Origin of the sequence: Variovorax sp. W1I1 (assembly GCF_030815625.1) — a bacterium.
Lineage (GTDB): Bacteria > Pseudomonadota > Gammaproteobacteria > Burkholderiales > Burkholderiaceae_C > Variovorax > Variovorax paradoxus_C.
The window spans coordinates 848,640-870,503 of the sequence record NZ_JAUSWZ010000001.1 but is presented as its reverse complement, the minus strand read 5'-3'; the positions used below and the strand labels follow the sequence as shown (position 1 = coordinate 870,503).

Sequence of the window (21,864 nt, the reverse complement as noted above, 5' to 3'; positions counted from 1 at the left end):
GCCGCGCGCTCGCGCGGCGCCATCTACCAGCTCCTTTGTGCAGCCGGATTTGCGGGTCGTCGGCGCTTCATGCACGGAGGTTCATGTGAAACGCATTCCCGCTCGGCCCGATCTCGGGCATCTCAAGAAGCAAGCCAAAGAGCTGCTTGCCAGCTACCGCCGCGGCGACCCCGCCACCTTCTCCCGGTTCCGCGACGCCCTCCCTGCCGCCGCCCGCAAGGACGACCCCGCCATCGCAGCGCTCGGCCTGCGCCTGCACGATGCGCAGTCGTGTCTCGCGCGCGAATACGGCTTCGTGTCGTGGGTCGATCTGCAGGGCTTCGTGCTTGCCCGTATCGCGCAGGCGAACGACCCGGCCCGCGCCGTGCTGCTCTGGCTGCGCGCCGCGTATGCGGGCGAGATTTCGGGCGGCAACAACCTGGCCAAGCCCGCGGTGGCTGCGCGCCTGCTCGAAGAAAGCCCGGGCCTCCTGGGCGACGATCCGTACCTCGCCTGCGCCATCGGCGATGCCGATGTGGTGCGCCGGGCGATCGCACGCGATCCCGAATGGGTCCGACGCGCGGGCGGTCCGCTCCTGCTGCCGCCGCTCAATGCCGTCGCGTACTCCAGCCTGGTGCAGTTGCCGGCCTTTCGCGAGCGCCTGCGCACCTGCGCGAAGCTGCTGCTCGATGCCGGCGCCGATCCGAACCAGACCATCGGCAGCCGCTGGCCGCCCGCTTCGCTGGCTGCGCCGTCCGAAACAGACCGCCTGTCCGCGCTGTACGGCGCAGCCGGACAGAACCGCGACGTGGAGATCACGCGGCTGCTGCTCGACGCCGGCGCAGATCCGAACGATGGCGAATCGCTCTATCACTCGCTCGAAGAACCCGCCTGCACGCGCCTGCTGCTTAAGGCCGGAGCGCGCGTCGGCGGCACGAATGCGCTCTACCGCGTGCTCGACCTCGACCAGCTCGAATCGCTGCAGCTGCTGCTCGCCCACGGCGGCGATCCGAATGAGGCCGCGCCCGGAGAACCCTCGATCAGTTGGGGACGGCCGCTGCTCTGGGCCATCCGGCGGCGGCGCTCGGCCGCGCACATCGAGGCGCTGCTGGACGCCGGTGCCGATGCGTCGGCGCGCACGCCCGAAGGCATCGATGCGCACACGCTGGCGCTGCGTTTCGGACTGACGGACGTGGCGCAACTGCTCGCGCAACGCACCGGCGGCGATGCGCAGTTGCCGCTCGACGAGCAGTTCGTCGCCGCATGCGCTCGCGGCGACGGGCTCGCCGCACGGCGCCTCCAGCAAGAACATCCAACGGTGCTTGCCACGCTGTCTCCTGCGCAACTGCGCCTGCTCCCCGAGCTCGCCGCGCAGCCGGACTGCGGCGCGGCCGTGCAGCTCATGATCGAGCTCGGCTGGCCGATCGCCACGACCGGCGGCGACTTGGACGGCTCCGCGCTGAACCAGGCGGTGTTCCGCGGCGATGCTGCGCTTGCGCGTTTCCTGCTCGCGCATGGCGCCAGCTGGACCGAGCGGCACGGCTTCGGCGACAACGTCCGCGGCACGCTGTCGTGGGCCTCGCTCAACCAGCCCACCGACGACGGCGACTGGGTCGGCTGCGCCGAGGCGCTGGTCGCGCACGGCATGCCCACCGCGCAGCCCGATCCGGGTGGCTCGGACGGCGTGATCGTCGAAGGAAAACTCGTGTGGTTCTCCGACGAGGTGAGCGACTACCTGCTCGGCGCGTCCAGGCTGCCGTAAAGCGCAACGAGCGGGCCGCACCTGCCCGCTCGCTTCAGGTCAATCAATCGCAAGCGCTCGCGCCCGCCGGCGAGTTGCGCAAGCGATTGAGAAACGTGAGCTGCACCTTCGCCGTTTCACTGCCCTGCATCGCGGCCTGGCGCATCCACTGCCGCGCCTCGCAGCGATCGGCGCGCACCGACATGCCATAGAGCACCGGTCCTGTGAGCAGCACCATGCCGAGCATTTCCTGCGCTTCGGCATCGCCCTGCGTCGCGGCCTCGCGCAGTTGCACGAGCATCGTGCGGTAGTCGCGGGCGGTCTGGGCTTCGAGCGCGAGTTGGAAGCGCTGCGCCGCATGCAGTTCGAGGCTGCGGTCCGACGGGCCCGCCGCGGCGAACGCCGCCATGAGGCAGAGCACGCCCGAGAGAAAAATGCGCCAGCGCAGCGACCAGCTCGCGATCTGGTTGAGTTCGGATGCCATCGACGTTCTCCACATGTCATTGATGTGGAGGCATCGTGGCCTCGCGCGCGCCAAAAGAAAAACTGGAATTCGCGCAGGGCGCCTCAGCCGGCGCCTGAGGCTCGCCCTCACGGGCGCGCGTTCAGAACTTCGCGGTCAACGCCACCTGCAGCTCGCGTCCCGGCCCCGGCATGATCAGGTTGTCCACGCTGCCGTGCGCGGACACGTAGTACTTCCTGCCAGTGATGTTCTTCAAATTCACCGAGAGTTCGTAGCGCTCCGTCTTGTAGCTGGCCGCCAGGTCGCCGGTGACGTAGGAAGGCAGCGTCACCAGGTTGGTGAGCGAGGCGTAACGTGCGGCCATGTAGTTCACGCCGCCGCCCGCGCTCAGGCCGTTGCCCAGGTCCTTCATGAGCCACACGAAGGCCGAGTGCCGCGGCGTGAGCGCCGCCACCTTGCCCTGCACCGGTATCGGGGCGCCCACGGGCAGTTGCAGCGCGTTCACCGTGGCCAGCGACTTGGTCATGCGGCCGTCGAGGTACGCATAGCCCGCGCTGACGTCCCAGCGCCCCGGCAACTTGCCGGCCAATGCGAGCTCCATGCCGTTGGTGCGCTGCGTGCCCACGTTGATCTGCCGCGCCGGGTTGGCCGGGTCGCTGTTCTTCATGCCCGAACGCTCTAGGTTGAAGAGCGCCGTGGTGAGGTTGAGCGCGCCGTCCAGGAAATCGAACTTGGCGCCGATCTCCTTGTTCACCGTGATCTCGGGTTCGTTGGCCGCGTTGTTGGCCGACAGCGCAAAGGTCTCGGCCGACGGCTGGAACGAGCGGCTGTACGACACGTAGTACGACTGCGTGTCGGTGGGCTGCCAGACCAGGCCCGCGCGCGGGCTGAACTTGCGGTCGGTGCGCGACATCGGCGCGAGCGAGCGCTCGAACGAGGTCTCCTGGTCGAACACGTCGTAGCGCCCGCCGACCAGCGCCTTCCATTGCGGCGCCAGCGTGATCTGGTTCTGCGCGTACAGCGCGGCCGTCTTGAAGGTGGAATTGCTCGGAATCGCGCTCGTGGCCTGGTAGCTCGCGAACGGAATGGGCGCGGGCACGGCCACCGGGTTGAGGATGCTCACGCGCTCGTAGCCGGTCGCCGAGGACACCGAGTACAGGCGCTTGTCCTGCTTGCCGAATTCGGCGCCGACCAGCCACTCCTGCTTGAAGCCCCCGAGGTCGTTGCGCCACGTGAGGTCGGTCTGGTTGAACCAGCCGCTCTCGTCGCGGTCGACAAAGCCGCGCGTGCGGCCCACGGTCATGCGCACCGGATCGGTGGTGCCGCTGGGCAGGGTGTTGAAACGGTCGAGCTTGTAGCTGTAGTAGCGGGTGGTGTTGCGCAGGTTCAGCGCATCGCTGAAGCGATGGTTCAGCGTGGCGGTGAAGGACTGCACCCGTGTCGTGGTGGTGTCGTCGCGCCTGGCGAGCGCCGAGCCGTAGTAGGTGCCGATGGGCACGTTCACCGGCCGGCCGTTGAGGGCCGGAATGCCGAAGTCGGTCAGGCGTTGGTCGTAGGCGTTGGTGTACTGCAGCAGCAGGTCGGTCTGCGGGCTGAACTTCATCGCGAGCGAGGGCGCGATGTTGTAGCGGTCGATGAACTGCTGGTCGCGGTAGCTGCCCGACTTCTCGCGCGCGACGTTCAGGCGGAACGCCATGTTCTCGCCGATGGGCCGGTTGAGGTCGGTGGTGAGCCGCTTGAAATCGTTGCTGCCCAGGCCGAGCGAGACCTCGCCGAAGGGGCGCTCGAAGACCGGTTTCTTCGTCACACGGTTGATCAGCCCGCCCGACGAGCCCCGGCCGTACAGCACGGCCGCCGGCCCCTTGAGCACTTCGATGCGCTCGGTGTCCGACAGGTCGCGAAAGTACAGCGCATCGTCGCGCACGCCATCCACGAACCAGTCGGCGATGGCGCTGAAGCCGCGGATCACCACCTGGTCGCGCTGGCCGTCGCCGGCATTGAAGGAAACGCCGGGCGCATTGCGCAGCGCGTCCTGCATCGAGGTTGCGCCCTGGTCGCGCAAGAGCTGCGCGGGCAGCACGTTCACCGCCTGCGGAATGTCGCGCAGCGGCGCGGAGCCCTTGGTGGCGGTGCTGCTGACGGAGGGCGCGTAGCCGGCGTCCTGCTCCGCGTTGACGGTCACTTCCTTGAGCGCGGTGCCGCTTTGCGCCTGTGCGGCGAAGTGCAGAACGGCCAGGGCGGCGAGGACTGCAACAGGCAGGGGCTGGAGGCGCAGGCGGGGCGCGCGCGAACGGACGGGCATCGGGTTTCTTTCAGGGCGATAAAAAAATCGCGAAGCGCCATGCCGTCCCGCCATCCATCGGATGACGAAACGCACGGGCCCTGCCTGGAGAAATCTGGGTTGGGTTCCCTTACCGATCCGAACCGGCGCAGCGGCCGGTGGATCGGTGAAGGGTCGCATTCGCGCGAGCCGGCGATTGTAAGCAGCCGTCCTACACGGTCAGTTGCCGGTCAGCCGGCCCGCCATCCATCCATCAGTTGGCGCTCAGGTCCATCAGCATGCGCGACAGCAGGTACACCCGCGGCACCACGCTCTCGACCTCGGCGTATTCCTCCGGCGTGTGGATGCCGCCGCCCACGATGCCGAAGCCGTCGAGCACCGGCACGCCCACGCCGGCCACCAGGCTCGCATCGGCTGCGCCGCCGCTGCTCTCGATGGTGAGCTTCTTGCCGATCTCGGCGTAGATGCCCTCGGCCATCTTCACCAGCTTGTCCGAGGCGGGCGAACGTGGCATCGGCGGCAGGCCGCGCACGAGGCGCACGCGCACTTCGGTCTCGGGGATCAGCTTGTTCTGCGAGATGCGGACGAGGTCCTTCTCGACGCGGTCGAACTCCTCGGGTGTGGCCACGCGCACGTCGCCCTTGGCGCTCGCGGTGGCGGGAATCACGTTGGTCGCGCCGTTGGCCGTGAGCACGGTGAAATTGACCGTGGTTTTCTTCGCGGCATCCGCCGTCTTCGAGAGCTGCAGCACCTGGTGCGCGACTTCCATCGCCGCGTTGCGTCCGGTTTCGGGCGCGACGCCCGCGTGCGCGGCCAGGCCCTTCACCTCGACGAGCGCGGTGGCCGAGCCCTTGCGCTCCACCACGAGGCCGTCGGCCGGGCGGCCCGGCTCCAGGTTCAGTGCCACGTCGTGCTGCTTGGCCACGCGCTCGATGAGCGCGGTGGTGCCCACCGAACCCATCTCCTCGTTCGTGTCGATGAGGAAGGTGATCTGCCCGTAGTCCTTGAAGCCGATCTTCTGCAGCACTTTCAGGGCCTGCAGCCCGGCGACGACGCCGCCCTTGTTGTCCATCACGCCGGGGCCGTAGGCGCGGCCGTCCTTGATGTAGAACGGCTTGGCCGCGGCGGTGCCGTCCTTGAACACGGTGTCGATGTGGGCGAGGATCAGGATCTTCTTCTTGCCCTGCCCCGTCAGCGTGGCGACCACGTTGGTGCCGGGGTGCGGGTCGGCCGGAAAGGTCTCGATGCGCGCGCCGAGCTGGCGCAGTTCCTCGACGGCCATCTCTCGCACCTTGTCGAGCCCCTCGGTGACGGTCGAGCCGGAGTCGATGTTGACCATGCGCTCCAGCAGCTTCAGCGCCTCGTCCTTCTGCTGCGTGGCCGCATCGAGCGCGCCCTGATGCGGCTTCTGGGCCATGGCGTTGCCGGCCGCGGCGAGCAATGCGCAGGCGAGCAGCACGCCCTGGCAGGCGGCGCGCATCGGCGCGGGGTTCTTGAGGGGGGATGGGCGCTTGGAAAAAGTCATGAGGTCCGTTTCTGTTGTTCGTTCGATGTGCGGCATCAGCCTGGCACGAAAAAGAAAGCCTGCTCCTCGCGGGCGGAGCAGGCTAGCACCCGCGTTCCGCGCGGGTCAAGCGAACGACGAACGGACTGGGCCCTAGCAGCAACGCCCCTTGCCCGCCCCATAGCGCGCCTCCAGTCGCTCGCGGAAGAAGGCCTCGTAGCTCATCGGCGGCCGGTCCGGGTGCGTGGCCGCCATGTGGGTGAGGTAGGCGTCGTAGTCGGGCAGGCCGACCATCAGCCGCAGCGACTGCTTGAGCGAGCGGGCGAAGTAGCGTCCGGCTTCCGGCAATGCGAGGGCCATGGGCGTGCTCAGTGGGCCACCGCGGCCGATGTGCCGGCCGGCTCGAACGGCGTTTCCTGCGTGGTCGGCCGGTTGGCCGCGCGCGCCGCGAGGCACGCCTTGATGCTGTAGACCAGCACGCTCAGCACCACGAACATGAAGAGCGCGCACAGCGCCGCGTCGAGGCGGTCGTTGAAGACGATGCGCGACATCGCCTCGGGCGTCTTCGCGGGTGCCACCAACACGCCGTTGGCGAGGCCCTCGGTGTACTTCGCCGCATGCGAGAGGAAGCCGATCTTCGGGTCTGCCGAGAAGATCTTCTGCCAGCCCGCCGTGAGCGTGCAGGCCAGCAACCACACGGCCGGCGCAATGGCCACCCACGCATAGCGCTCGCGCTTCATGCGGAACAGCACGACCACACCCAGCAGCAACGCGACGGCGGCGAGCATCTGATTCGAGATGCCGAAGAGCGGCCACAGCGTGTTGATGCCGCCCAGCGGATCGACCACGCCCTGATAGAGAAAGTAGCCCCACGCCGCCACGCAGAGCGCCGTCGCCACGAGGTTGGCCGGCAGCGAATCGGTGCGCTTGAGCGCGGGCACGAAGCTGCCCAGCAAGTCCTGCAGCATGAAGCGGCCGGCGCGGGTGCCGGCATCGACCGCCGTGAGGATGAAGAGCGCCTCGAACAAGATCGCGAAGTGGTACCAGAAGGCCATCATGGCCTGCCCGCCGATCACCTGATGGAGGATGTGGGCCATGCCCACGGCCAGCGTCGGTGCGCCGCCTGCACGGCCGAGGATGGTGGTCTCGCCCACGTCCTTGGCGGTCTGCAGCAACATCTCGGGCGTGATCACGAAGCCCCAGCTCGAGATGGTCTGCGCCGCCTGCTGCGCGGTGCTGCCCACCAGCGCGGCCGGGCTGTTCATCGCGAAGTAGATGCCCGGCTCGATGCACGAGGCCGCCACCAGCGCCATCACCGCCACGAACGATTCGGCCAGCATGCCGCCGTAGCCGATGAAGCGCGCATGGCGCTCGTTGTCCAGCATCTTGGGCGTGGTGCCCGAGGAGATGAGCGCATGAAAACCCGACACCGCGCCGCAGGCGATCGTGATGAAGAGGAACGGGAACAAGCTGCCCGACCACACCGGCCCGCCACCCTGCGCGAACTGCGTGATGGCCGGCATCTGCATCGTCGGCATCACGAACACGATGCCGATGGCCAGCGCGATGATCGTGCCGATCTTCAGGAAGGTCGAGAGGTAGTCGCGCGGCGCGAGCAAGAGCCACACCGGCAGGCTCGCGGCGACGAAGCCGTAGCCCACCAGCATCCAGGTGAGCGCCTTGCCGTCGAAGGTGAAGAGCGGCGCCCATTCGGCGCTCTGGCTCACCGCCTGGCCGCCGAAGATGGCGAGCATCAGCAGCACGAAGCCGATCAGCGAGACCTCGCCGATGCGCCCCGGGCGGATGAACCGCAGGTACACGCCCATGAACAGCGCCACCGGCACCGTGGCCGCCACCGTGAAGGTGCCCCACGGCGATTCGGCCAGCGCCTTCACCACGATCAGCGCCAGCACCGCCAGGATGATGATCATGATCATGAAGGTGCCGAAGAGCGCGATCATCCCGGGCACCACGCCCATCTCCTGCTTGACGAGGTCGCCCAGCGAGCGGCCGTCGCGGCGCGTGGAGATGAAGAGAATGATGAAGTCCTGCACCGCGCCGGCGAACACCACGCCCGCCAGCACCCACAGCAATCCGGGCAGGTAGCCCATCTGCGCCGCAAGCACCGGCCCCACCAGCGGGCCCGCGCCCGCGATGGCCGCGAAGTGGTGGCCGAACAGCACGTTCTTGTCGGTCGGCACGTAGTCCAGGCCGTCGTTGTGGCGGTGCGCGGGCGTCTTGCGGTTGCCGTCCAGGCCCAGCACCTTGTCGGCGATGAAGAGGCTGTAGTAGCGGTAGGCGATCAGGTAGGTGCAGATCGCGGCCGCCACCACCCAGAGGGCGTTGACGCTTTCACCACGGGTCAGGGCGACGGTGCCGAGCGCGAAGGCGCCGACGACGGCCACGACCAGCCACACCAGGTGGCGGCGGAGGGTTTGCATGCGGATGTCTCCTCGATATTGGAACCCGGGAGTCTTGCCGCAAGGGCGCGCATTGGCATCCGTCGGACCGCGTGGGCGGGCCGCGTGGCACTGCGTAATGGAAAACCCGAGGGAAACCCGAGGTGCGCGCGGGCCCGGCCGGATCGCCCGTCCCCGCGGGGCGCGAGAATGCCGCCACGTATCTGGAGAACTCCCCATGTCCACCGTCACCATCCACCCCGACATCAACGTTCGCAACGACGGCGCCTTCGTGCTGTTCGGCGGCGTCAACGTCCTCGAGTCACGCGACCTGGCCCTGCGCACCGCGGCCGAATTCGTGCGCGTTACCGGCAAGCTGGGCATTCCCTATGTCTTCAAGGGCAGCTTCGACAAGGCCAACCGCTCGTCGATTCATTCGTACCGCGGCCCGGGCCTGGACGAAGGCCTGAAGATCCTGCAGGAGGTCAAGACCGAATTCGGCGTGCCGCTGCTGACCGACGTGCACGAGCCCTGGCAGGCGGCCCCGGTCGCGGAGGTGGTCGATGTGCTGCAGCTGCCGGCCTTCCTGGCGCGGCAAACCGACCTGGTGGTGGCGCTGGCCAAGACCGGCCGCGTCATCAACATCAAGAAGCCGCAGTTCCTGAGCCCGTCACAGGTGCTGAACATCGTCGAGAAATTCAAGGAAGCCGGCAACGAACAGATCATCCTGTGCGACCGCGGCACCTGTTTCGGCTACGACAACCTGGTGGTCGACATGCTGGGCTTCGGCGTCATGAAGAAGGTGACGCAAGACCTGCCGGTGATCTTCGACGTGACCCATGCGCTGCAACAACGCGAGGCCGGCGCCGCCGCTTCCGGCGGCCGGCGGGAGCAACTGGTGGACCTCGCGCGTGCCGGCATGGCCGTCGGCCTGGCCGGTCTTTTTCTCGAGGCCCATCCGGACCCGGCCGAGGCCAAGTGCGACGGCCCGAGCGCGCTGCCGCTGGCGCAGCTGGAGCCGCTGCTGACGCAGCTCAAGGCACTGGACGATCTGGTGAAGTCGTTCCCGGCGCTGAATATCTAGCCAATCGGGTTCAGAAGCTCAAGGCCGCCGCGCCTGCGTCGGCTGCCGCGACCAGTACACGCCATCGAGTCGGTCGAGCCGCACCTCGCCGCCTGTCGATGGCGCATGCACAAAGCGCCCGTCGCCGACGTAGATGCCCGCATGCGACGGTGTGGAATTGCCGAACAGCACCAGGTCGCCGGAACGAATTTCCGACATCGCCACGGGCCGGCCGAACGACGCCATGCGCGAGACCGTGCGCGGCGGCACCTGCCCCAGGCTGCTGCGGTACACATATCCGATGAGCCCGCTGCAATCGAAGCCGCCCTCGGGCGTGTTGCCGCCATAGCGGTACGGCGTGCCGACGAGGCCGAGCGCATGGATCGTGATGCTGTTCGACTGCTCGGTCGTGAGCGGCGGAATGCTGGAGACGGATGGCGGCCGCTGCGACGTGGGTGGGCTCGCGCAGCCCGCCATCAGCAGGAAGACGCCCATCGAAAGCAGTCGGAGCAGCGGCATGCGAGAGCGTTGCGTTGGCACGGTGGTGTCGAGCATGGGGTGGTGGCGGGTCTTGTGGACGTGCACGCACTTTAGCGATGCCCGTCGATCACCCTGCCCGTTCGACCCACTGCGCACGCCAGGCGGGCGCATCGAAGGGGTCGGCAAAGTACTGCGTCTCGCGCGCCACCTTGCCATCCTTGAACTCCATGATGCTCACGGTGAAGGCGCTCTTGCCTTCGTAGTCGATGGCGTACTCGGTGATCCAGAGATCACCCTTCCCCACGATCCGCCGCACCGCGAACCCCGATGGTTTGCCGGGGTGATGGCTGCGCAGTGCCTGCAGGTTGTGCCGGCCATGGATGACCTCGCCCGACTGCGGATACGCGCACACGGCATCGTCGTGATAGATCTCGTGCTCGGCGACCTGATCGCCCGCGGCGGAGGCCGCCCAGTGGCGATCGATCGCTGTCCGGATGTCCTGCTCTTGCGTCATCGATCGACCTCCTTGTAATGCTTCATCAGGCGCCCGGATAGTGCTCGGCCAGGACCTCCTGCACCATCTCCTGCAACCCCTTGAAGATCTCGGCGACATCGACCTGCTCGCCATCTTCGATGCGCTTGGAAAGCATCGTCTTGGGAAACAGCAGCAGCGTCGTCTGCTTGTAGCGGATCGCCGGGTCCCTGCCGTATTCGTCCTCGACCATCCACCAGTCGAAGTTCGCCCGCGTGCCGACGAAGACCTTGCCGAAGGCCAGGCCCAGCGCCTGCAGCGAATACGTGGCCTCGGGCTCGACGATCTTCGAATCGATGACCTTCTGCAGGGCTGCCAGGTCGGCCATCGTCCCGGACAAGGTCGCGCCCGTTGCCTCGGACACCAGCTCGGCCGCATGCATCAACTGGTGCGCGATGGCGTGGAGGTCGTCGGTGGTGGGTGCTTCGATCTTCTGTTTCATGGCGTGCGTATTCTTGACTCGATGGGATGGCTGGCACTTTGCCATGAAGTCGCGGCAAGGTGCTGACGTCGTATGGCACGATTCGCGGATGCCCGAGCCGTCACGCCGCATCCCGTACCGCACCTGGCCAGGCGCACTCGCGGTGCTCCTGGCCATCGCCGCCTACGTAGGCGGCCTCACCTTCTGGAACAACCACACGCCCGGCGCGCGGCCCTTGCCCGTGGGGCAGACCGTGTCCGTCGGCCATGCGCGGTTCGAGCCCGCCGCCGGATGGGAGATGGACGTGGCCCGCTCCAAGGCCGGCAGGTCGTTGATGCTCTTCAAGGGCGGCCACAAGTTCCTGGTCTCCACCGCTCCCTGGGTGGGCGGGCCCGACGGGCCGCTGGTGCGCCAGCAGCGCCTCATGGAACGCGGCCAGCGCCTGGAGATCGATGGCGACATCTCCGATTTCGTCACGCCATGGGGCCTGCAGGGCAAGACCTTCGCGTACTACGGATCGAAGCTCGCCGGCCGGTTCTGGCAGGTGGTCGACCTTCAGCGAAAGTCGCTCGTGCAGATCGATTTCTACGGCGCCAGCGATGGCCTGAACGAAGCGATGGCCGAGGCCCGCAGCATGCTGGAGTCGATGGACCTGGAGGCTTCGCCATGAGTTCTGAGGGCACAGAGAGACTCGCCGGCCCCGAACAGGATCGCGGCGAATGGCCGGTGGGCACCGACTCCTTCTGGCAACCGCATCGCGCAGCGTTCTGGCTGCTGGCCGCGATGATCGTCAACGGCCTTTTCTACACGGTCAACATGTTCTCGATGGGCTTTCGCGTGGTCCCCGTCACCGCGTTGCTGGGCCTTTTGGTGTGGGGCATCTACACGCTGCTTTTCCTGCTCGTCTTTCGCACGCTGGACCTGCTCGAACAACACCCGCCCGAGGCCTTCGTGCTCGCGTTCGCATGGGGCGGAATGGGCGCGGTGTACTTCGCCGCGCCGGCGAACATCGCCATCCAGGGCCTGTGCGCCAAGCTGGTGTCGCCGGACTTCGTGGCGGCCTGGGGGCCGGCCATCGCAGGTCCGATCACCGAGGAATTCTTGAAACTCGCGGGCGTGATCCTGCTCGTGCTGGTGGCGCGCAACCAGTTCCAGACGTACCTCTCGGTGCTGATCGTCGGCGCCCTGGCGGGCCTGGGTTTCCAGGTGGTGGAGAACTTGAGCTACACCGTCAACGCCTCGATGCACTTTCCGCTCGAGAACCAGGTCTACCCGGTGCTGCTGAACCTGTTCACGCGCGGACTGCTGAGCGGCCTCTGGAGCCACGCGGCCTACACGACCATCGCGTCCTTCGGCGTTGCCTGGTTCCTGCTGCATCCGGAACGATCGAAAGTGACGCGGATCGCCGTGGCCGTGTTGTGCTTCGCGCTCGCGTGGGCCATGCACTTCATCTGGAACTCGCCGTGGCTGGAAGATCTCTTCGACGGCAGCTACCGCGAGATGGCCGTGATGCTCGCCGTGAAGGGCATCCCCGCGATGATCGCGGCCCGGCTCTTCTGGCGCGTTGCCGCACGCGAGAACGGCGCGTACCTCCATGCGCTCGCGGCGTATTTCGTGCCCGAACGCGAACTGATCCGCGACGACGAATGGATTCGCCTTGGCGCACCGCTGCAGCGCTACAAGGTCCGCCGCGAGATTGGCTGGACCTTCGGCCTGCGGGCCAGGCGGCTGAAGACGCAACTGCAGCGCGAGCAGCTGCGGCTGGTTCGCAAGGCGATGACGTACGGGCGCGGTGCGCAGACGCTGCGGCATGAGGTGACGATCCGGCGCTTGCGGGCGGAGCTGGAGCCGTTGGTTCAGGCGCGGCCGTAGGCGCGGGCCCCTGGGGTCGTTGTGTGGAATCCGCTTGACCCGGCCCCTGCGGCCGCCTCGATAAAGGCCGTGTCCGATCCAACCACGAGGTGATTCTTGAACGCTTCCACCCGATTCCTCAACCCAGCCGAGGCGGCCCGGCGGCTCGGCGTTTCCGCCAAGGCACTGCGTCTCTATGAGCAGCGCGGCCTGGTGGCGCCGGCGCGCAATGCCGCTGGATGGCGCTCCTACAGCCCCGACGAAATGACCCGCGGCGCCGAGATCGTGGCCCTGCGCGCGCTGGGCCTCAGCCTTGCGCAGGTGGCGCGCGTACTGGCAGGCGATGCAGCGACGCTCGAATCTGCGCTGGCCGCGCACCAGGCGGCACTAGAGGGTCGCGCCCGTCAATTGACGGAGACCATCGGAAAAGTCCGCCATCTGCGGACCGACCTCGCCCAAGGCCGGGCACCGACAGCCGAGGCGTTGACGCAACTGCTGGGCGCTGCAGCAAGGATCGATGTCGAGTTCGAACTTCCCTGGCCCTGGGGCGGCGAGTTGTTCAGGCTGCGCGACGTGCGGCCACTGAACTACATCGTCGGACCACTGGGCAGCGGCAAGACCCGACTGGCCCTGCGCATCACCGAGACCCTGCCGTCCGCTGCGTTCCTGGGACTGGAGCGGCTCAAGGGCGGCAATGCGGTGGCGCGGCTCGATGCCGACACGGCGCTCAGGTCACGCGTCGAACAGACGCTGGCCTGGCTTGCCGACGATGGCGCCACGGTATCCGATGCGTTGATCGCGCTGCTCGCCGGACTGGAAAACCAAGGCCCGGCCGCGCTGGTTGTCGACATGGTGGAGCAAGGGCTGGATTCGGCCACGCAGCAAGCCGTGAGCGCGCATTTGCGCCGCCGTGGACCCGACGCCCAGCCGCTCTTTCTGCTGACGCGCTCCTGCGTGATCCTGGACCTGGCCGCGGTGGGCGCCGATGAGTCGATCATCTTCTGCCCCGCCAACCACAGCCCGCCGAGCCGTGTTGCGCCCTGGCCGGGTGCGCCGGGCTACGAGGCGGTTGCCAGCTGCCTGGCCTCGCCCGAGGTGCGGGCGCGGACACAGGGCGTCATTGCCTGGCGCCCGCAGGTGGCATGAGGCCCTGCCTTCTCACCGAAAATTGATCTCATGCCAATGTCCGAAGCCACTTCAACAGTCCGACTGGTCTGGCCGTCACGCGAGCATCTGGCGGGCTACATCGCCGCGCTCGAACGCGGGTGGTCGCCCAACAACCTCCGGCCCGAGGTCACTCAGGAAGAACTCCTGCTGATACGAGCGGACGCCGACGGTTTTCTGAAAAGCCTTGTAGACCGCGAAGCCAAGGGGTCGCCAGTCACGCTTCCCGATGGCAGCACGGTCCCGCGCTTGCCCGGCTATCGGCGATGGCTGTGGGACGGCGAGTTCTGCGGCAGCATCGGGCTGCGTTGGCAGCACGGCACGAACGCTCTGCCCGGCTATTGCCTCGGCCACATCGGGTATGGCGTCGTGCCGTGGAAGAGCGGCAGAGGGTATGCCAACGAAGCGCTGCGTTCGCTGCTGCCGGAGGCCGCGTCAATCGGGCTGGGCTATGTCGAAATCACGACCAGCCCGGACAACCTGGCCTCGCAGCACGTCATTCGCGCCAATGGCGGCGTGCTTGTGGAGGAGTTCGTCAAGACGCCGGAGTTGGGGGGCACGCCGGAGCTTCGGTTTCGCATCACGCTCGGGCACCTGACCTGAATCCACCGAGCCTCGCCAGTCGCCTCCACGGATCGATACAGGCAGCTGCGCTGGGGTTCAGGGCAGGTCTTCTGTCTTCGAGATCGCCCTGAGCACCGTGACGCCCAAGTAGCTCCGCCAGAGCCCGAATGGCACCAACAAGGCAGCGAGCAGCCGGTGGAGAAGCGGATCGAAGTGCAGCACGGCCCAAACCCCCAGCGCAGCGAGCGCGATCCCGCCCACGGCATTCAGCACGCCGCCGCTGAACCACTGCAGCGCGAGGAACCGGCCGGTCAGCGCCAGGATGTGGTCGGCGATCCCGAGTCCGAAGTAGCTGGCGATCGCGTAGAGGCCGAGCAGCAGCAACGGGCCGACGGCGATGCCGATCAGTAGCCACGCCAGGACGTCGATCAAGGAGTCCATGTGTCGCGCCTCAGCGTGGGAGTTCGTCGGCCATCAGGTCGATGAACCGCCGCACACGCGGCTCCAGCAGGCGCCGCGTCGGATAGAGCGCAAAGATTTTGACGTCGCCTGCGTCGAGCCCGGGCAGCACCTGCCGGAGGCGCCCCGCGGCCAGGTCGTCGGCCACGAGGAAGTCCGGAAGCAGCGCGATGCCGAGCCCGGCAGCGGCGGCATCGCGCAAGGCCTCTCCGCTGTCCAGCCGCAGGCGGCTGCGCCCTTGTGCCTTGATCCAGTCGCCGCCCTCGCCACGGAAGCGCCAGCTCTGTCTTTGGTTGCGGCTGCTGAAGAACAGGCAGTCGTGGCCCGCGAGCGCGTCGATGTCCATCGGCTCGCCCCGCTCTGCGAGGTAGGCGGGCGAGGCACACAGTGCGGCCTTGTATTTGGCGACCACGCGAGAGACCAGTCCCGTGTCCGCACTCTCCCCGCCTGCACCGATCCGCACGGCCAGGTCGAAACCATCCTCGACGACATCGGCCAGCCGGTCGCTGAAGCTCACCTCGGCCTGCAACTCGGGCCATGCCGCGAGATATTTCTGCAGCAGCGGCAGCACCACCAGCCGGCCGAAGGCGTCGGGCACGGTGAGACGCAACACGCCGCGCGGCGCGCCGCCAGGGCCCGCCACACTCGCCTCTGCCTCATCGACCGCCGAGAGGATCAGCAGGCCGCGCTCGTAGAACACCCGGCCCTCGTCGGTGAGGCTCAGCGTGCGCGTCGTGCGGTTCAAGAGGCGCACGCCGAGCCTGTCTTCGAGCCGGCCCACCGCCTTGCCCGCCGCCGAGCGCGTGAGACCCATGGCCTGCCCGCCAGCGATGAAGCTGCCTTCGTCGACGACAGCCATGAAGACCAGGATCTCGTTCAGGTTCGTGCGCTGCATGGCTGGGGATGGAGGTGGCTGGGATGGAATGCGCTTCGCGTCTGTGTAGAAGCCGCTTCGCCAATGGCGTGACTACAGTCGTTCATCACTTCATCAGTCACTGTCCGGAAGGAAAGAAAGCACACATGAAACAACAGCCCGTCCTCTACAGCCACGGCGTGCCGTGGGAAGAAGCCTTCGGCGTCGGCCAAGGGTACAGCGTGAACGGCACGCTCTACATCTCGGGACAGTTCTCGCACGACATGCAGGGCGCGTTCATCGGCGAAGGCGATATTGCGGCGCAGACCACCCAGACGCTGGAAAACCTCGACCGCGTGCTCGCGGGGTTCAACGTGACGAAGGCGAATCTTGCAGAGCTGGTGATCTATGTGACCGACCCACAGGCCCACACGGAAGCGCTGGTGCCTGTGTTCAAGGCGTACATGGGAACGCACCGGCCGGCGGTGACGCTGGTTGGCGTGTCGGGGCTTGCGTTTCCGCATCAGTTGATCGAGATCAAGGCGGTGGCGCACACGGGCTGATGTCATCAACGAGCACAACAGCGACATCTTCCTGTGCCTCGACTATCGGGCGGCGCCACGGAGCAGCGCATCGTGGGGCTCGACGACACGCGGTGGGACGCCACCCTGAAATGCGTCTTAGAACGCAGCGACTTCGCTACTCTGTTCGCGGGCCTGCGGCGCGAAGCCGCCAAGACCCTGGACGGCGTGCTGCGCCAGTGCGGCGAGCGCACCGTGGAGTTGCTGGTGGATGGGAGGTGGCGTGCGACGAGATCATGAGCTGATCGATCCCCGCACTAGTAGCGCATATTACCCATGGCCGCCATCCCCATGCCATAGGCGATCAGCAAAGAGGACGGCACACCCACCAGAAGTGCGATCAGGCTGCTGACGAGGAATGTGACCGCCACTCTGCTGCGGCCATACATCCGCGAGGCGATGGAACCGAGGATCGGCAGAGCGGCTGCGATGGTGGGCAGAAATGCAACGAGCAGGGGCGCGGATCGGTTGCTCACGAAAGCTGTAGCCGTCGCAATCATCAGAACGAAAGTCAGATGCAGCAATATGAATCGGACGCGGGGGTTCTTGATCTTGGCAAGCCAGTAGATCGCGTACAGCGGATAGGTGACACCGCCCGAGAAAAGCAGCCAGTCGACTCCCTGGTAGCGCGAAGCACTGACCGCGCTGTAGACGATCGGAGGCAGCAACACCACCAGGAGCACGATGCACGCGTGAAGTGCGAACACGGCCACGACAGACGTCCTTCGTGATCTGGGATTCGCGGTTTCCTGGACTGGCATTTGCGTTGTCTTGTTCAAGGTCAGGTTAACGCTTCAACCACCCCAGCCCCTTCGCATGCAGGCTCTGCACATAGAGCCGATCACGCGTTTCAGTGACAGCCGTGGTCTCGGGGTACGCCCCCGTCGCATCCTGCATGCTCGCGAGCACCTTGCCGTCTTCGCTGAACGCGACCACATGTCCATACGCCTTCGGCACCGGCCACAGCGAACGCGGCAGGCGCATCGTCACGCTGCGCAGGAACGGCTTGTTGGCGAGCTTGTCGATGGTCGGGTTGCGCGGCTTCACGAGGCCCACCCAGATCTTGCCGTCGAGCCCGCGCATGAGGTTGTCGGGATAGCCGGGGAGGTTGTCGAGCAGCACGGCAGCTTGTGGGTTGGCGGTGCCCGCACCCACGTCGAGGTTGCTCGCGTCGATGCCGATCTTCCACACGCGGTACTTGCCGGTCTCGGCGACGAACAGGCTTTTCTCGTCGGCGCTCAATGCGATGCCATTCGCGAACGCGAGGCCGCGCGCGACGACGCGCGTGGCCTTGGTCGCCGGGTCGTAGGCCAGCACGCGACCGGTGGCGGACTGCTCGAGGATGTCGAGCACGCTGGCCTCGAAGGTGCCGCCCCATTCGGCCGGTGCGAAGCGGGTCGATGCGTCGGTGAAATACATCGTGCCGCTGCCGCGCGCCACCACCACGCCGTCGGCATAGCGGATCGGCTGGCCGTCGACCTGGTTGGTGAGCACGGTGATCTGCTTCGAAGGGCTGATCGACAGCAGCCCCTTGATGGCGTCGGCCGCAATGAGATTGCCGGCTGAGTCGAAGTCGAAGCCGAGCACGCGGCCACCCGTGTTGACGAAGGCTTCCTGCGCGCTGCCCTCTGGGTTCATGCGAAGGATGTTGCCGCTCAGCACCGTGGTGTAGAGCTTGCCATCGGGACCGATGACGATGTGCTCCGGGCCCTCTTCGCGGCCGAGGTCGATCATGTTGAGCTGCGCAAGATGATCGTTGACCGCGAAGGCGCCGGTGTAGCCGGGGTCGGTAGGCGCGGACCAGACGACGGGTCGGACCGGGACGGGCCAGAGAGCGAGGTAGGCGATGGCGGCGAGCAGCAGCAGGCCGAATGCGGCAAGGGTTTTCTTCAGCATGTCGAACCCGTCCTGGCGTGAGGAAGACCGCCCGGCTGAATCTGCAGCCACGGCCATCGCGCGCGATACGACGCCGCTTTCTTGTCGAACAGCTCGCGATGCGGCATCAGCGGGTTCATCGTCAGCACGCCGTCGTACAGCATGGAGAGACCGTTCGGCGCATAGAGCTCGCCCGGCCGGACACCGACGCATGTGGCCGGAACAAGGAAGCGGTCGATGCCATCGCGCGCGCTGCCGAGCGCCTCGTAGGAGTGGCCGAAATACGATTCGTACCAGAGGTGAACACGCGCCTGGTTCGAGGCTTCGACCGTGATGCCGAGGTCGCCCAGCGCATCGTCGGCTCGCGCCTGCACACGACGCTCCCCCGCCTCGCTCGTGTCGTCGGCATCGAAATAGAACAGGTCGTAGTCCTTGATGCCCGCTTCCGGCGCGGCGCCGGACCGCAGGTTCCACACGGTTTGAAAAAGGCAGCCGGCGACCAGCCATCCGTCGGGGAGAGCCAGCGCATCCCATCGCGCGAGGATTGCCTGGTTGTTTCGGTTCTTGAGGATGTCGGCGATGAAGCGCTCTTGCATGGTGTGAAGAGAAGCAGAGCCGGGTATGGGCGGCGGGGCAGAGAGTTGGATCATGGTTCGCGAGCCTTGATTTCAGCGGCCGAAGACCAGCAGCAAGTTGTTTGACGGCATCGCATGCCGCTCACGCAACGCAAGGCCCGCCCGACGCGCCTCTGCAGCGACGTCTTCCAGGCGGCGGATGCCCCAGGCGGGACTGCGCGCACGCAGGTCCTGGTCGAACGCCGTGTTGCTCGGAGCCGTTGGGACGCCGTCTTCGAAATAAGGCCCGTAGGTGATAAGCAACCCGCTGGAACGCAGATGCCGCGCGGCGCCTTGCATCAGGGCGGCGCATGTGGGCCACGGCGCGATGTGCAGCATGTTGGCGCAGTAGATCGCATCGAACTTTTCTTCTTCTCCTTCAGCGAATGCGGTGTCCTGCAATGGCCATCGGGGCGACATCACGTCGAGCAGAAGCGGCGGGCGGAGATTGGGGAGTGCGGCTTCCGCGACCCGGCTTGCGAGCGCGGGCAAGGTGCGGGGGTCTGCGTCGGTGGGTTGCCAGGTCCATCGGGGCATCGAGGTTGCGAACCACGCGGCGTGCTGGCCCGTGCCGGATGCGATCTCCAGTGCGGTGCCGTGCTCTCCGAGGATGCGCGTCAATGCATCGAGGATGGGCTGCTTGTTGCGATCGGCGGCGGGGCTGTAGGGGAGTTCGGGCATGCGGATTGAGATCGGATGAAGGCAGGTTGAAGAGTATCGAACGCTATGGTCGTCATAGCCAAAGGATTTGCCCTGCTCGTCGTTACGGATTCAGAATGCAGAGCCCTCAAACAAAGAACTGGAAACCTCGATGACCCAGCCTCAAACGGAAGCCAAGTGTCCCGTCCACCATGCGGTCGGTCGCGGTACCGTCAATCGCGACTGGTGGCCCAACCAGTTGCGGGTGGACCTGCTCCACCAACACTCCTCCAAGTCCGATCCGATGGGCCAGGACTTCGACTACGCCAAGGAGTTCAAGAGCCTCGACTACGCGTCGCTGAAGCAAGACCTGCATGCGCTGATGACCGATTCGCAGGCCTGGTGGCCGGCGGACTTCGGCCACTACGGACCGTTGTTCATCCGCATGGCCTGGCACAGCGCCGGCACCTACCGCACCGGCGACGGACGTGGGGGCGGCGGTCGTGGCCAGCAGCGCTTTGCGCCGCTCAACAGCTGGCCCGACAACGTCAACCTCGACAAGGCCCGGCGCCTGCTGTGGCCGATCAAGCAGAAGTACGGCCGCAAGATCTCGTGGGCCGATCTGATGATCCTCACCGGCAACGTGGCCCTGGAGTCCATGGGCTTCAAGACCTTCGGTTTCGCCGGCGGGCGCCCCGACACATGGGAGCCCGACCAGGACGTCTACTGGGGCAACGAGAGCACCTGGCTCGACGACAAGCGCTACACCGGCGACCGCGAGTTGGAGGACCCGCTCGGCGCCGTGCAGATGGGCCTGATCTACGTCAACCCCGAAGGTCCGAACGCCAACGGCGACCCAGTCTCCGCGGCCCGGGACATCCGCGAGACTTTCGCCCGCATGGCGATGAACGACGAGGAAACCGTTGCCCTGATCGCCGGCGGTCACACCTTCGGCAAGACCCACGGCGCGGGTCCGGCGGATCTTGTGGGCTCGTCGCCTGAAGGGGCCGACCTGGAAGAAATGGGCATGGGCTGGAAGAGCACGCATGCCAGCGGCATCGCCGGCGACGCCATCGGCAGCGGCCTGGAAGTCACCTGGACCCAGGAGCCGACGAAGTGGACCAACCTCTTCTTCGAGAACCTGTTCAAGTTCGAATGGGAGGCGGTCAAGAGCCCGGCCGGCGCCGGACAGTGGCAGGCTAAGGGCGCTGCGGCCGATATTCCGGATGCGCACGACACGTCGAAGAAACGCGTGCCGACCATGCTGACCACCGATCTCTCGCTGCGCCTGGACCCCGCCTACGAAAAGATCTCGCGGCGGTTCCTCGAGCACCCGGAGCAGTTCGCCGACGCCTTCGCACGCGCCTGGTTCAAGCTGACGCACCGCGACATGGGTCCGCGCTCGCGCTACCTGGGCCCCGAAGTGCCGAAGGAAGAACTGATCTGGCAAGACCCGATCCCCAAGGTCGATCACCCCTTGGTCGACGACAAGGACGCTGCTGGGCTCAAGGCCAAGATTCTGGCGTCGGGCCTGTCGGTCTCCGACCTGGTGCTGACGGCCTGGGCGTCGGGCGCCACCTACCGCGGCTCCGACATGCGCGGCGGCACCGATGGCGGCCGCGTCCGCCTCGCGCCGCAGAAGGACTGGGAAGTCAACGAGCCGGCGAAGCTGGCCAAGGTGCTCAACACGCTGGAAGGCATCCAGGCCGAATTCAACAAGGTGCAGTCGGGCGGCAAGAAGATCTCGATGGCCGACCTGATCGTGCTGGCCGGCTGCGCCGGTGTCGAGCAAGGCGCGAAGAACGCGGGCCATGCCGCGACGGTGACCTTCACCCCCGGCCGCGCGGACGCGTCGCAGGAACAAACCGACGTCGAGGCCATGAAGGTGCTCGAGCCCGTGGCCGACGGCTTCCGCAACTACCTGAAGAAGGACTATGCGGTTCCCGCCGATGCGCTCCTGGTCGACAAGGCCCAGCTGCTGACGCTGACGGCGCCCGAGATGACGGTGCTGGTGGGCGGCATGCGCGCGCTGGGCGCCAACGTCGGCGCCACCAGGCACGGCATCTTCAGCCAGAAGGAGCACGCGCTGACCAACGAGTTCTTCGTTCGCCTGCTCGACCTGAACACGACCTGGAAGGCCGTGCCCGGCGCGAACAACCTGTACGAAGGCGTTGACCGCACGACGAGCGAGCGCAGGGGCAGCGCGACGCGCGTGGACCTGGCCTTCGGCAGCAACTCGGTGCTGCGCGCCCTGGCCGAGGTCTATGGCAGTTCGGATGCAGAAGAGAAGTTCGTAAAGGACTTCATCGCGGCGTGGACCAAGGTGATTAACCTGGGCCGGTTCAACGCGGCCTAGCGCGATCCTCGCGCTGCCATTGCGATATAGCGCCACCGAGTGCTC

At 66.8% G+C, this 21,864-nt stretch carries 23 protein-coding genes; 9 read left to right on the top strand and 14 right to left on the bottom strand.

Annotated features, from left to right (window positions below; genetic code table 11):
• The first annotated feature begins 85 nt into the window (after positions 1-85).
• Positions 86-1,741, top strand: a complete 1,656-nt coding sequence (locus QFZ83_RS04270) for a hypothetical protein (RefSeq protein ID WP_307503030.1) — start codon at positions 86-88, stop codon at positions 1,739-1,741.
• Positions 1,742-1,784: 43 nt separating this feature from the next.
• Here QFZ83_RS04270 and QFZ83_RS04265 read toward each other — a convergent pair whose 3' ends face one another.
• The 5 genes from QFZ83_RS04265 to QFZ83_RS04245 form a co-directional block, all read right to left on the bottom strand.
• On the bottom strand, positions 1,785-2,204 hold the full coding sequence (locus QFZ83_RS04265) for a sel1 repeat family protein (protein WP_306880764.1): 420 nt from the start codon (positions 2,202-2,204) through the stop codon (positions 1,785-1,787).
• Positions 2,205-2,325: 121 nt separating this feature from the next.
• A complete protein-coding gene (locus tag QFZ83_RS04260; protein WP_307503027.1) occupies positions 2,326-4,485 on the bottom strand; it encodes a TonB-dependent siderophore receptor in 2,160 nt (719 codons plus the stop codon).
• Between the two features lie 232 nt (positions 4,486-4,717).
• Positions 4,718-5,944 carry a glutamate carboxypeptidase gene (locus tag QFZ83_RS04255; protein ID WP_307512627.1) on the bottom strand — a complete coding sequence of 409 codons (1,227 nt, stop codon included), beginning with the start codon at positions 5,942-5,944 and terminating at the stop codon, positions 4,718-4,720.
• Between the two features lie 177 nt (positions 5,945-6,121).
• Positions 6,122-6,328 carry a YbdD/YjiX family protein gene (locus QFZ83_RS04250; protein WP_013542989.1) on the bottom strand — a complete coding sequence of 69 codons (207 nt, stop codon included), beginning with the start codon at positions 6,326-6,328 and terminating at the stop codon, positions 6,122-6,124.
• 8 nt (positions 6,329-6,336) lie between these two features.
• The gene (locus QFZ83_RS04245; protein ID WP_307503024.1) at positions 6,337-8,409 is read right to left on the bottom strand and encodes a carbon starvation CstA family protein; all 2,073 of its coding nucleotides are present in this window, start codon (positions 8,407-8,409) and stop codon (positions 6,337-6,339) included.
• Between the two features lie 196 nt (positions 8,410-8,605).
• Here QFZ83_RS04245 and kdsA point away from each other — a divergent pair, with 196 nt between their 5' ends.
• Complete coding sequence (gene kdsA / locus QFZ83_RS04240) at positions 8,606-9,451, top strand: 3-deoxy-8-phosphooctulonate synthase (protein ID WP_306880768.1); 846 nt, start codon at positions 8,606-8,608, stop codon at positions 9,449-9,451.
• Positions 9,452-9,469: 18 nt separating this feature from the next.
• Here the strand turns inward: kdsA and QFZ83_RS04235 are convergent, their stop codons facing one another.
• From QFZ83_RS04235 to QFZ83_RS04225, 3 genes are read right to left on the bottom strand one after another with little or no spacing between them, the layout of a single operon-like run.
• Positions 9,470-9,985, bottom strand: a complete 516-nt coding sequence (locus tag QFZ83_RS04235; protein WP_307503021.1) for a C40 family peptidase — start codon at positions 9,983-9,985, stop codon at positions 9,470-9,472.
• 52 nt (positions 9,986-10,037) lie between these two features.
• Entirely contained in the window at positions 10,038-10,424 is a 387-nt protein-coding gene (locus QFZ83_RS04230) for a nuclear transport factor 2 family protein (protein WP_307503017.1), read from the bottom strand.
• A 25-nt stretch (positions 10,425-10,449) separates the two neighbouring features.
• Entirely contained in the window at positions 10,450-10,884 is a 435-nt protein-coding gene (locus QFZ83_RS04225) for a DUF3806 domain-containing protein (protein WP_306880771.1), read from the bottom strand.
• An 88-nt stretch (positions 10,885-10,972) separates the two neighbouring features.
• Here QFZ83_RS04225 and QFZ83_RS04220 point away from each other — a divergent pair, with 88 nt between their 5' ends.
• The 4 genes from QFZ83_RS04220 (at position 10,973) to QFZ83_RS04205 (ending at position 14,481) form a co-directional block, all read left to right on the top strand.
• Entirely contained in the window at positions 10,973-11,533 is a 561-nt protein-coding gene (locus QFZ83_RS04220) for a hypothetical protein (protein WP_307503014.1), read from the top strand.
• Positions 11,530-12,735, top strand: coding sequence for a PrsW family intramembrane metalloprotease (locus tag QFZ83_RS04215; RefSeq protein WP_307503011.1), 1,206 nt, complete (start codon positions 11,530-11,532; stop codon positions 12,733-12,735). Before QFZ83_RS04220 ends, QFZ83_RS04215 begins: the two co-directional genes overlap by 4 nt.
• 96 nt (positions 12,736-12,831) lie before the next feature.
• Positions 12,832-13,860, top strand: coding sequence for a MerR family transcriptional regulator (locus QFZ83_RS04210; protein WP_307503008.1), 1,029 nt, complete (start codon positions 12,832-12,834; stop codon positions 13,858-13,860).
• Between the two features lie 36 nt (positions 13,861-13,896).
• Positions 13,897-14,481 carry a GNAT family N-acetyltransferase gene (locus QFZ83_RS04205; protein WP_307503006.1) on the top strand — a complete coding sequence of 195 codons (585 nt, stop codon included), beginning with the start codon at positions 13,897-13,899 and terminating at the stop codon, positions 14,479-14,481.
• 57 nt (positions 14,482-14,538) lie between these two features.
• On the opposite strand, the gene QFZ83_RS04200 is transcribed toward QFZ83_RS04205, so the two are convergent.
• Both QFZ83_RS04200 and QFZ83_RS04195 read right to left on the bottom strand, forming a co-directional pair.
• Entirely contained in the window at positions 14,539-14,883 is a 345-nt protein-coding gene (locus tag QFZ83_RS04200; RefSeq protein ID WP_307503004.1) for a hypothetical protein, read from the bottom strand.
• A gap of 10 nt (positions 14,884-14,893) precedes the next feature.
• Complete coding sequence (locus QFZ83_RS04195; protein ID WP_307503001.1) at positions 14,894-15,796, bottom strand: LysR family transcriptional regulator; 903 nt, start codon at positions 15,794-15,796, stop codon at positions 14,894-14,896.
• Between the two features lie 125 nt (positions 15,797-15,921).
• Between QFZ83_RS04195 and QFZ83_RS04190 the strand changes: the two genes are divergently transcribed.
• Complete coding sequence (locus QFZ83_RS04190; protein WP_306880778.1) at positions 15,922-16,317, top strand: RidA family protein; 396 nt, start codon at positions 15,922-15,924, stop codon at positions 16,315-16,317.
• Between the two features lie 33 nt (positions 16,318-16,350).
• Positions 16,351-16,575 (top strand): hypothetical protein, encoded by a 225-nt coding sequence (locus tag QFZ83_RS04185; RefSeq protein WP_306880779.1) that lies wholly within the window; start codon positions 16,351-16,353, stop codon positions 16,573-16,575.
• A 17-nt stretch (positions 16,576-16,592) separates the two neighbouring features.
• Here the strand turns inward: QFZ83_RS04185 and QFZ83_RS04180 are convergent, their stop codons facing one another.
• The 4 genes from QFZ83_RS04180 to QFZ83_RS04165 all read right to left on the bottom strand — a co-directional run bounded on the left by QFZ83_RS04180 (position 16,593) and on the right by QFZ83_RS04165 (position 19,505).
• Positions 16,593-17,048 (bottom strand): hypothetical protein, encoded by a 456-nt coding sequence (locus QFZ83_RS04180; protein WP_307502998.1) that lies wholly within the window; start codon positions 17,046-17,048, stop codon positions 16,593-16,595.
• Positions 17,049-17,121: 73 nt separating this feature from the next.
• Positions 17,122-18,231, bottom strand: coding sequence for an SMP-30/gluconolactonase/LRE family protein (locus tag QFZ83_RS04175; protein WP_306880781.1), 1,110 nt, complete (start codon positions 18,229-18,231; stop codon positions 17,122-17,124).
• Complete coding sequence (locus QFZ83_RS04170; RefSeq protein ID WP_306880782.1) at positions 18,225-18,806, bottom strand: nucleotidyltransferase family protein; 582 nt, start codon at positions 18,804-18,806, stop codon at positions 18,225-18,227. Before QFZ83_RS04170 ends, QFZ83_RS04175 begins: the two co-directional genes overlap by 7 nt.
• A 72-nt stretch (positions 18,807-18,878) precedes the next feature.
• Complete coding sequence (locus tag QFZ83_RS04165) at positions 18,879-19,505, bottom strand: DUF938 domain-containing protein (RefSeq protein ID WP_307502994.1); 627 nt, start codon at positions 19,503-19,505, stop codon at positions 18,879-18,881.
• Between the two features lie 130 nt (positions 19,506-19,635).
• Between QFZ83_RS04165 and katG the strand changes: the two genes are divergently transcribed.
• Positions 19,636-21,819 carry a catalase/peroxidase HPI gene (gene katG / locus QFZ83_RS04160; RefSeq protein ID WP_307502991.1) on the top strand — a complete coding sequence of 728 codons (2,184 nt, stop codon included), beginning with the start codon at positions 19,636-19,638 and terminating at the stop codon, positions 21,817-21,819.
• Positions 21,820-21,864: the final 45 nt, after the last annotated feature.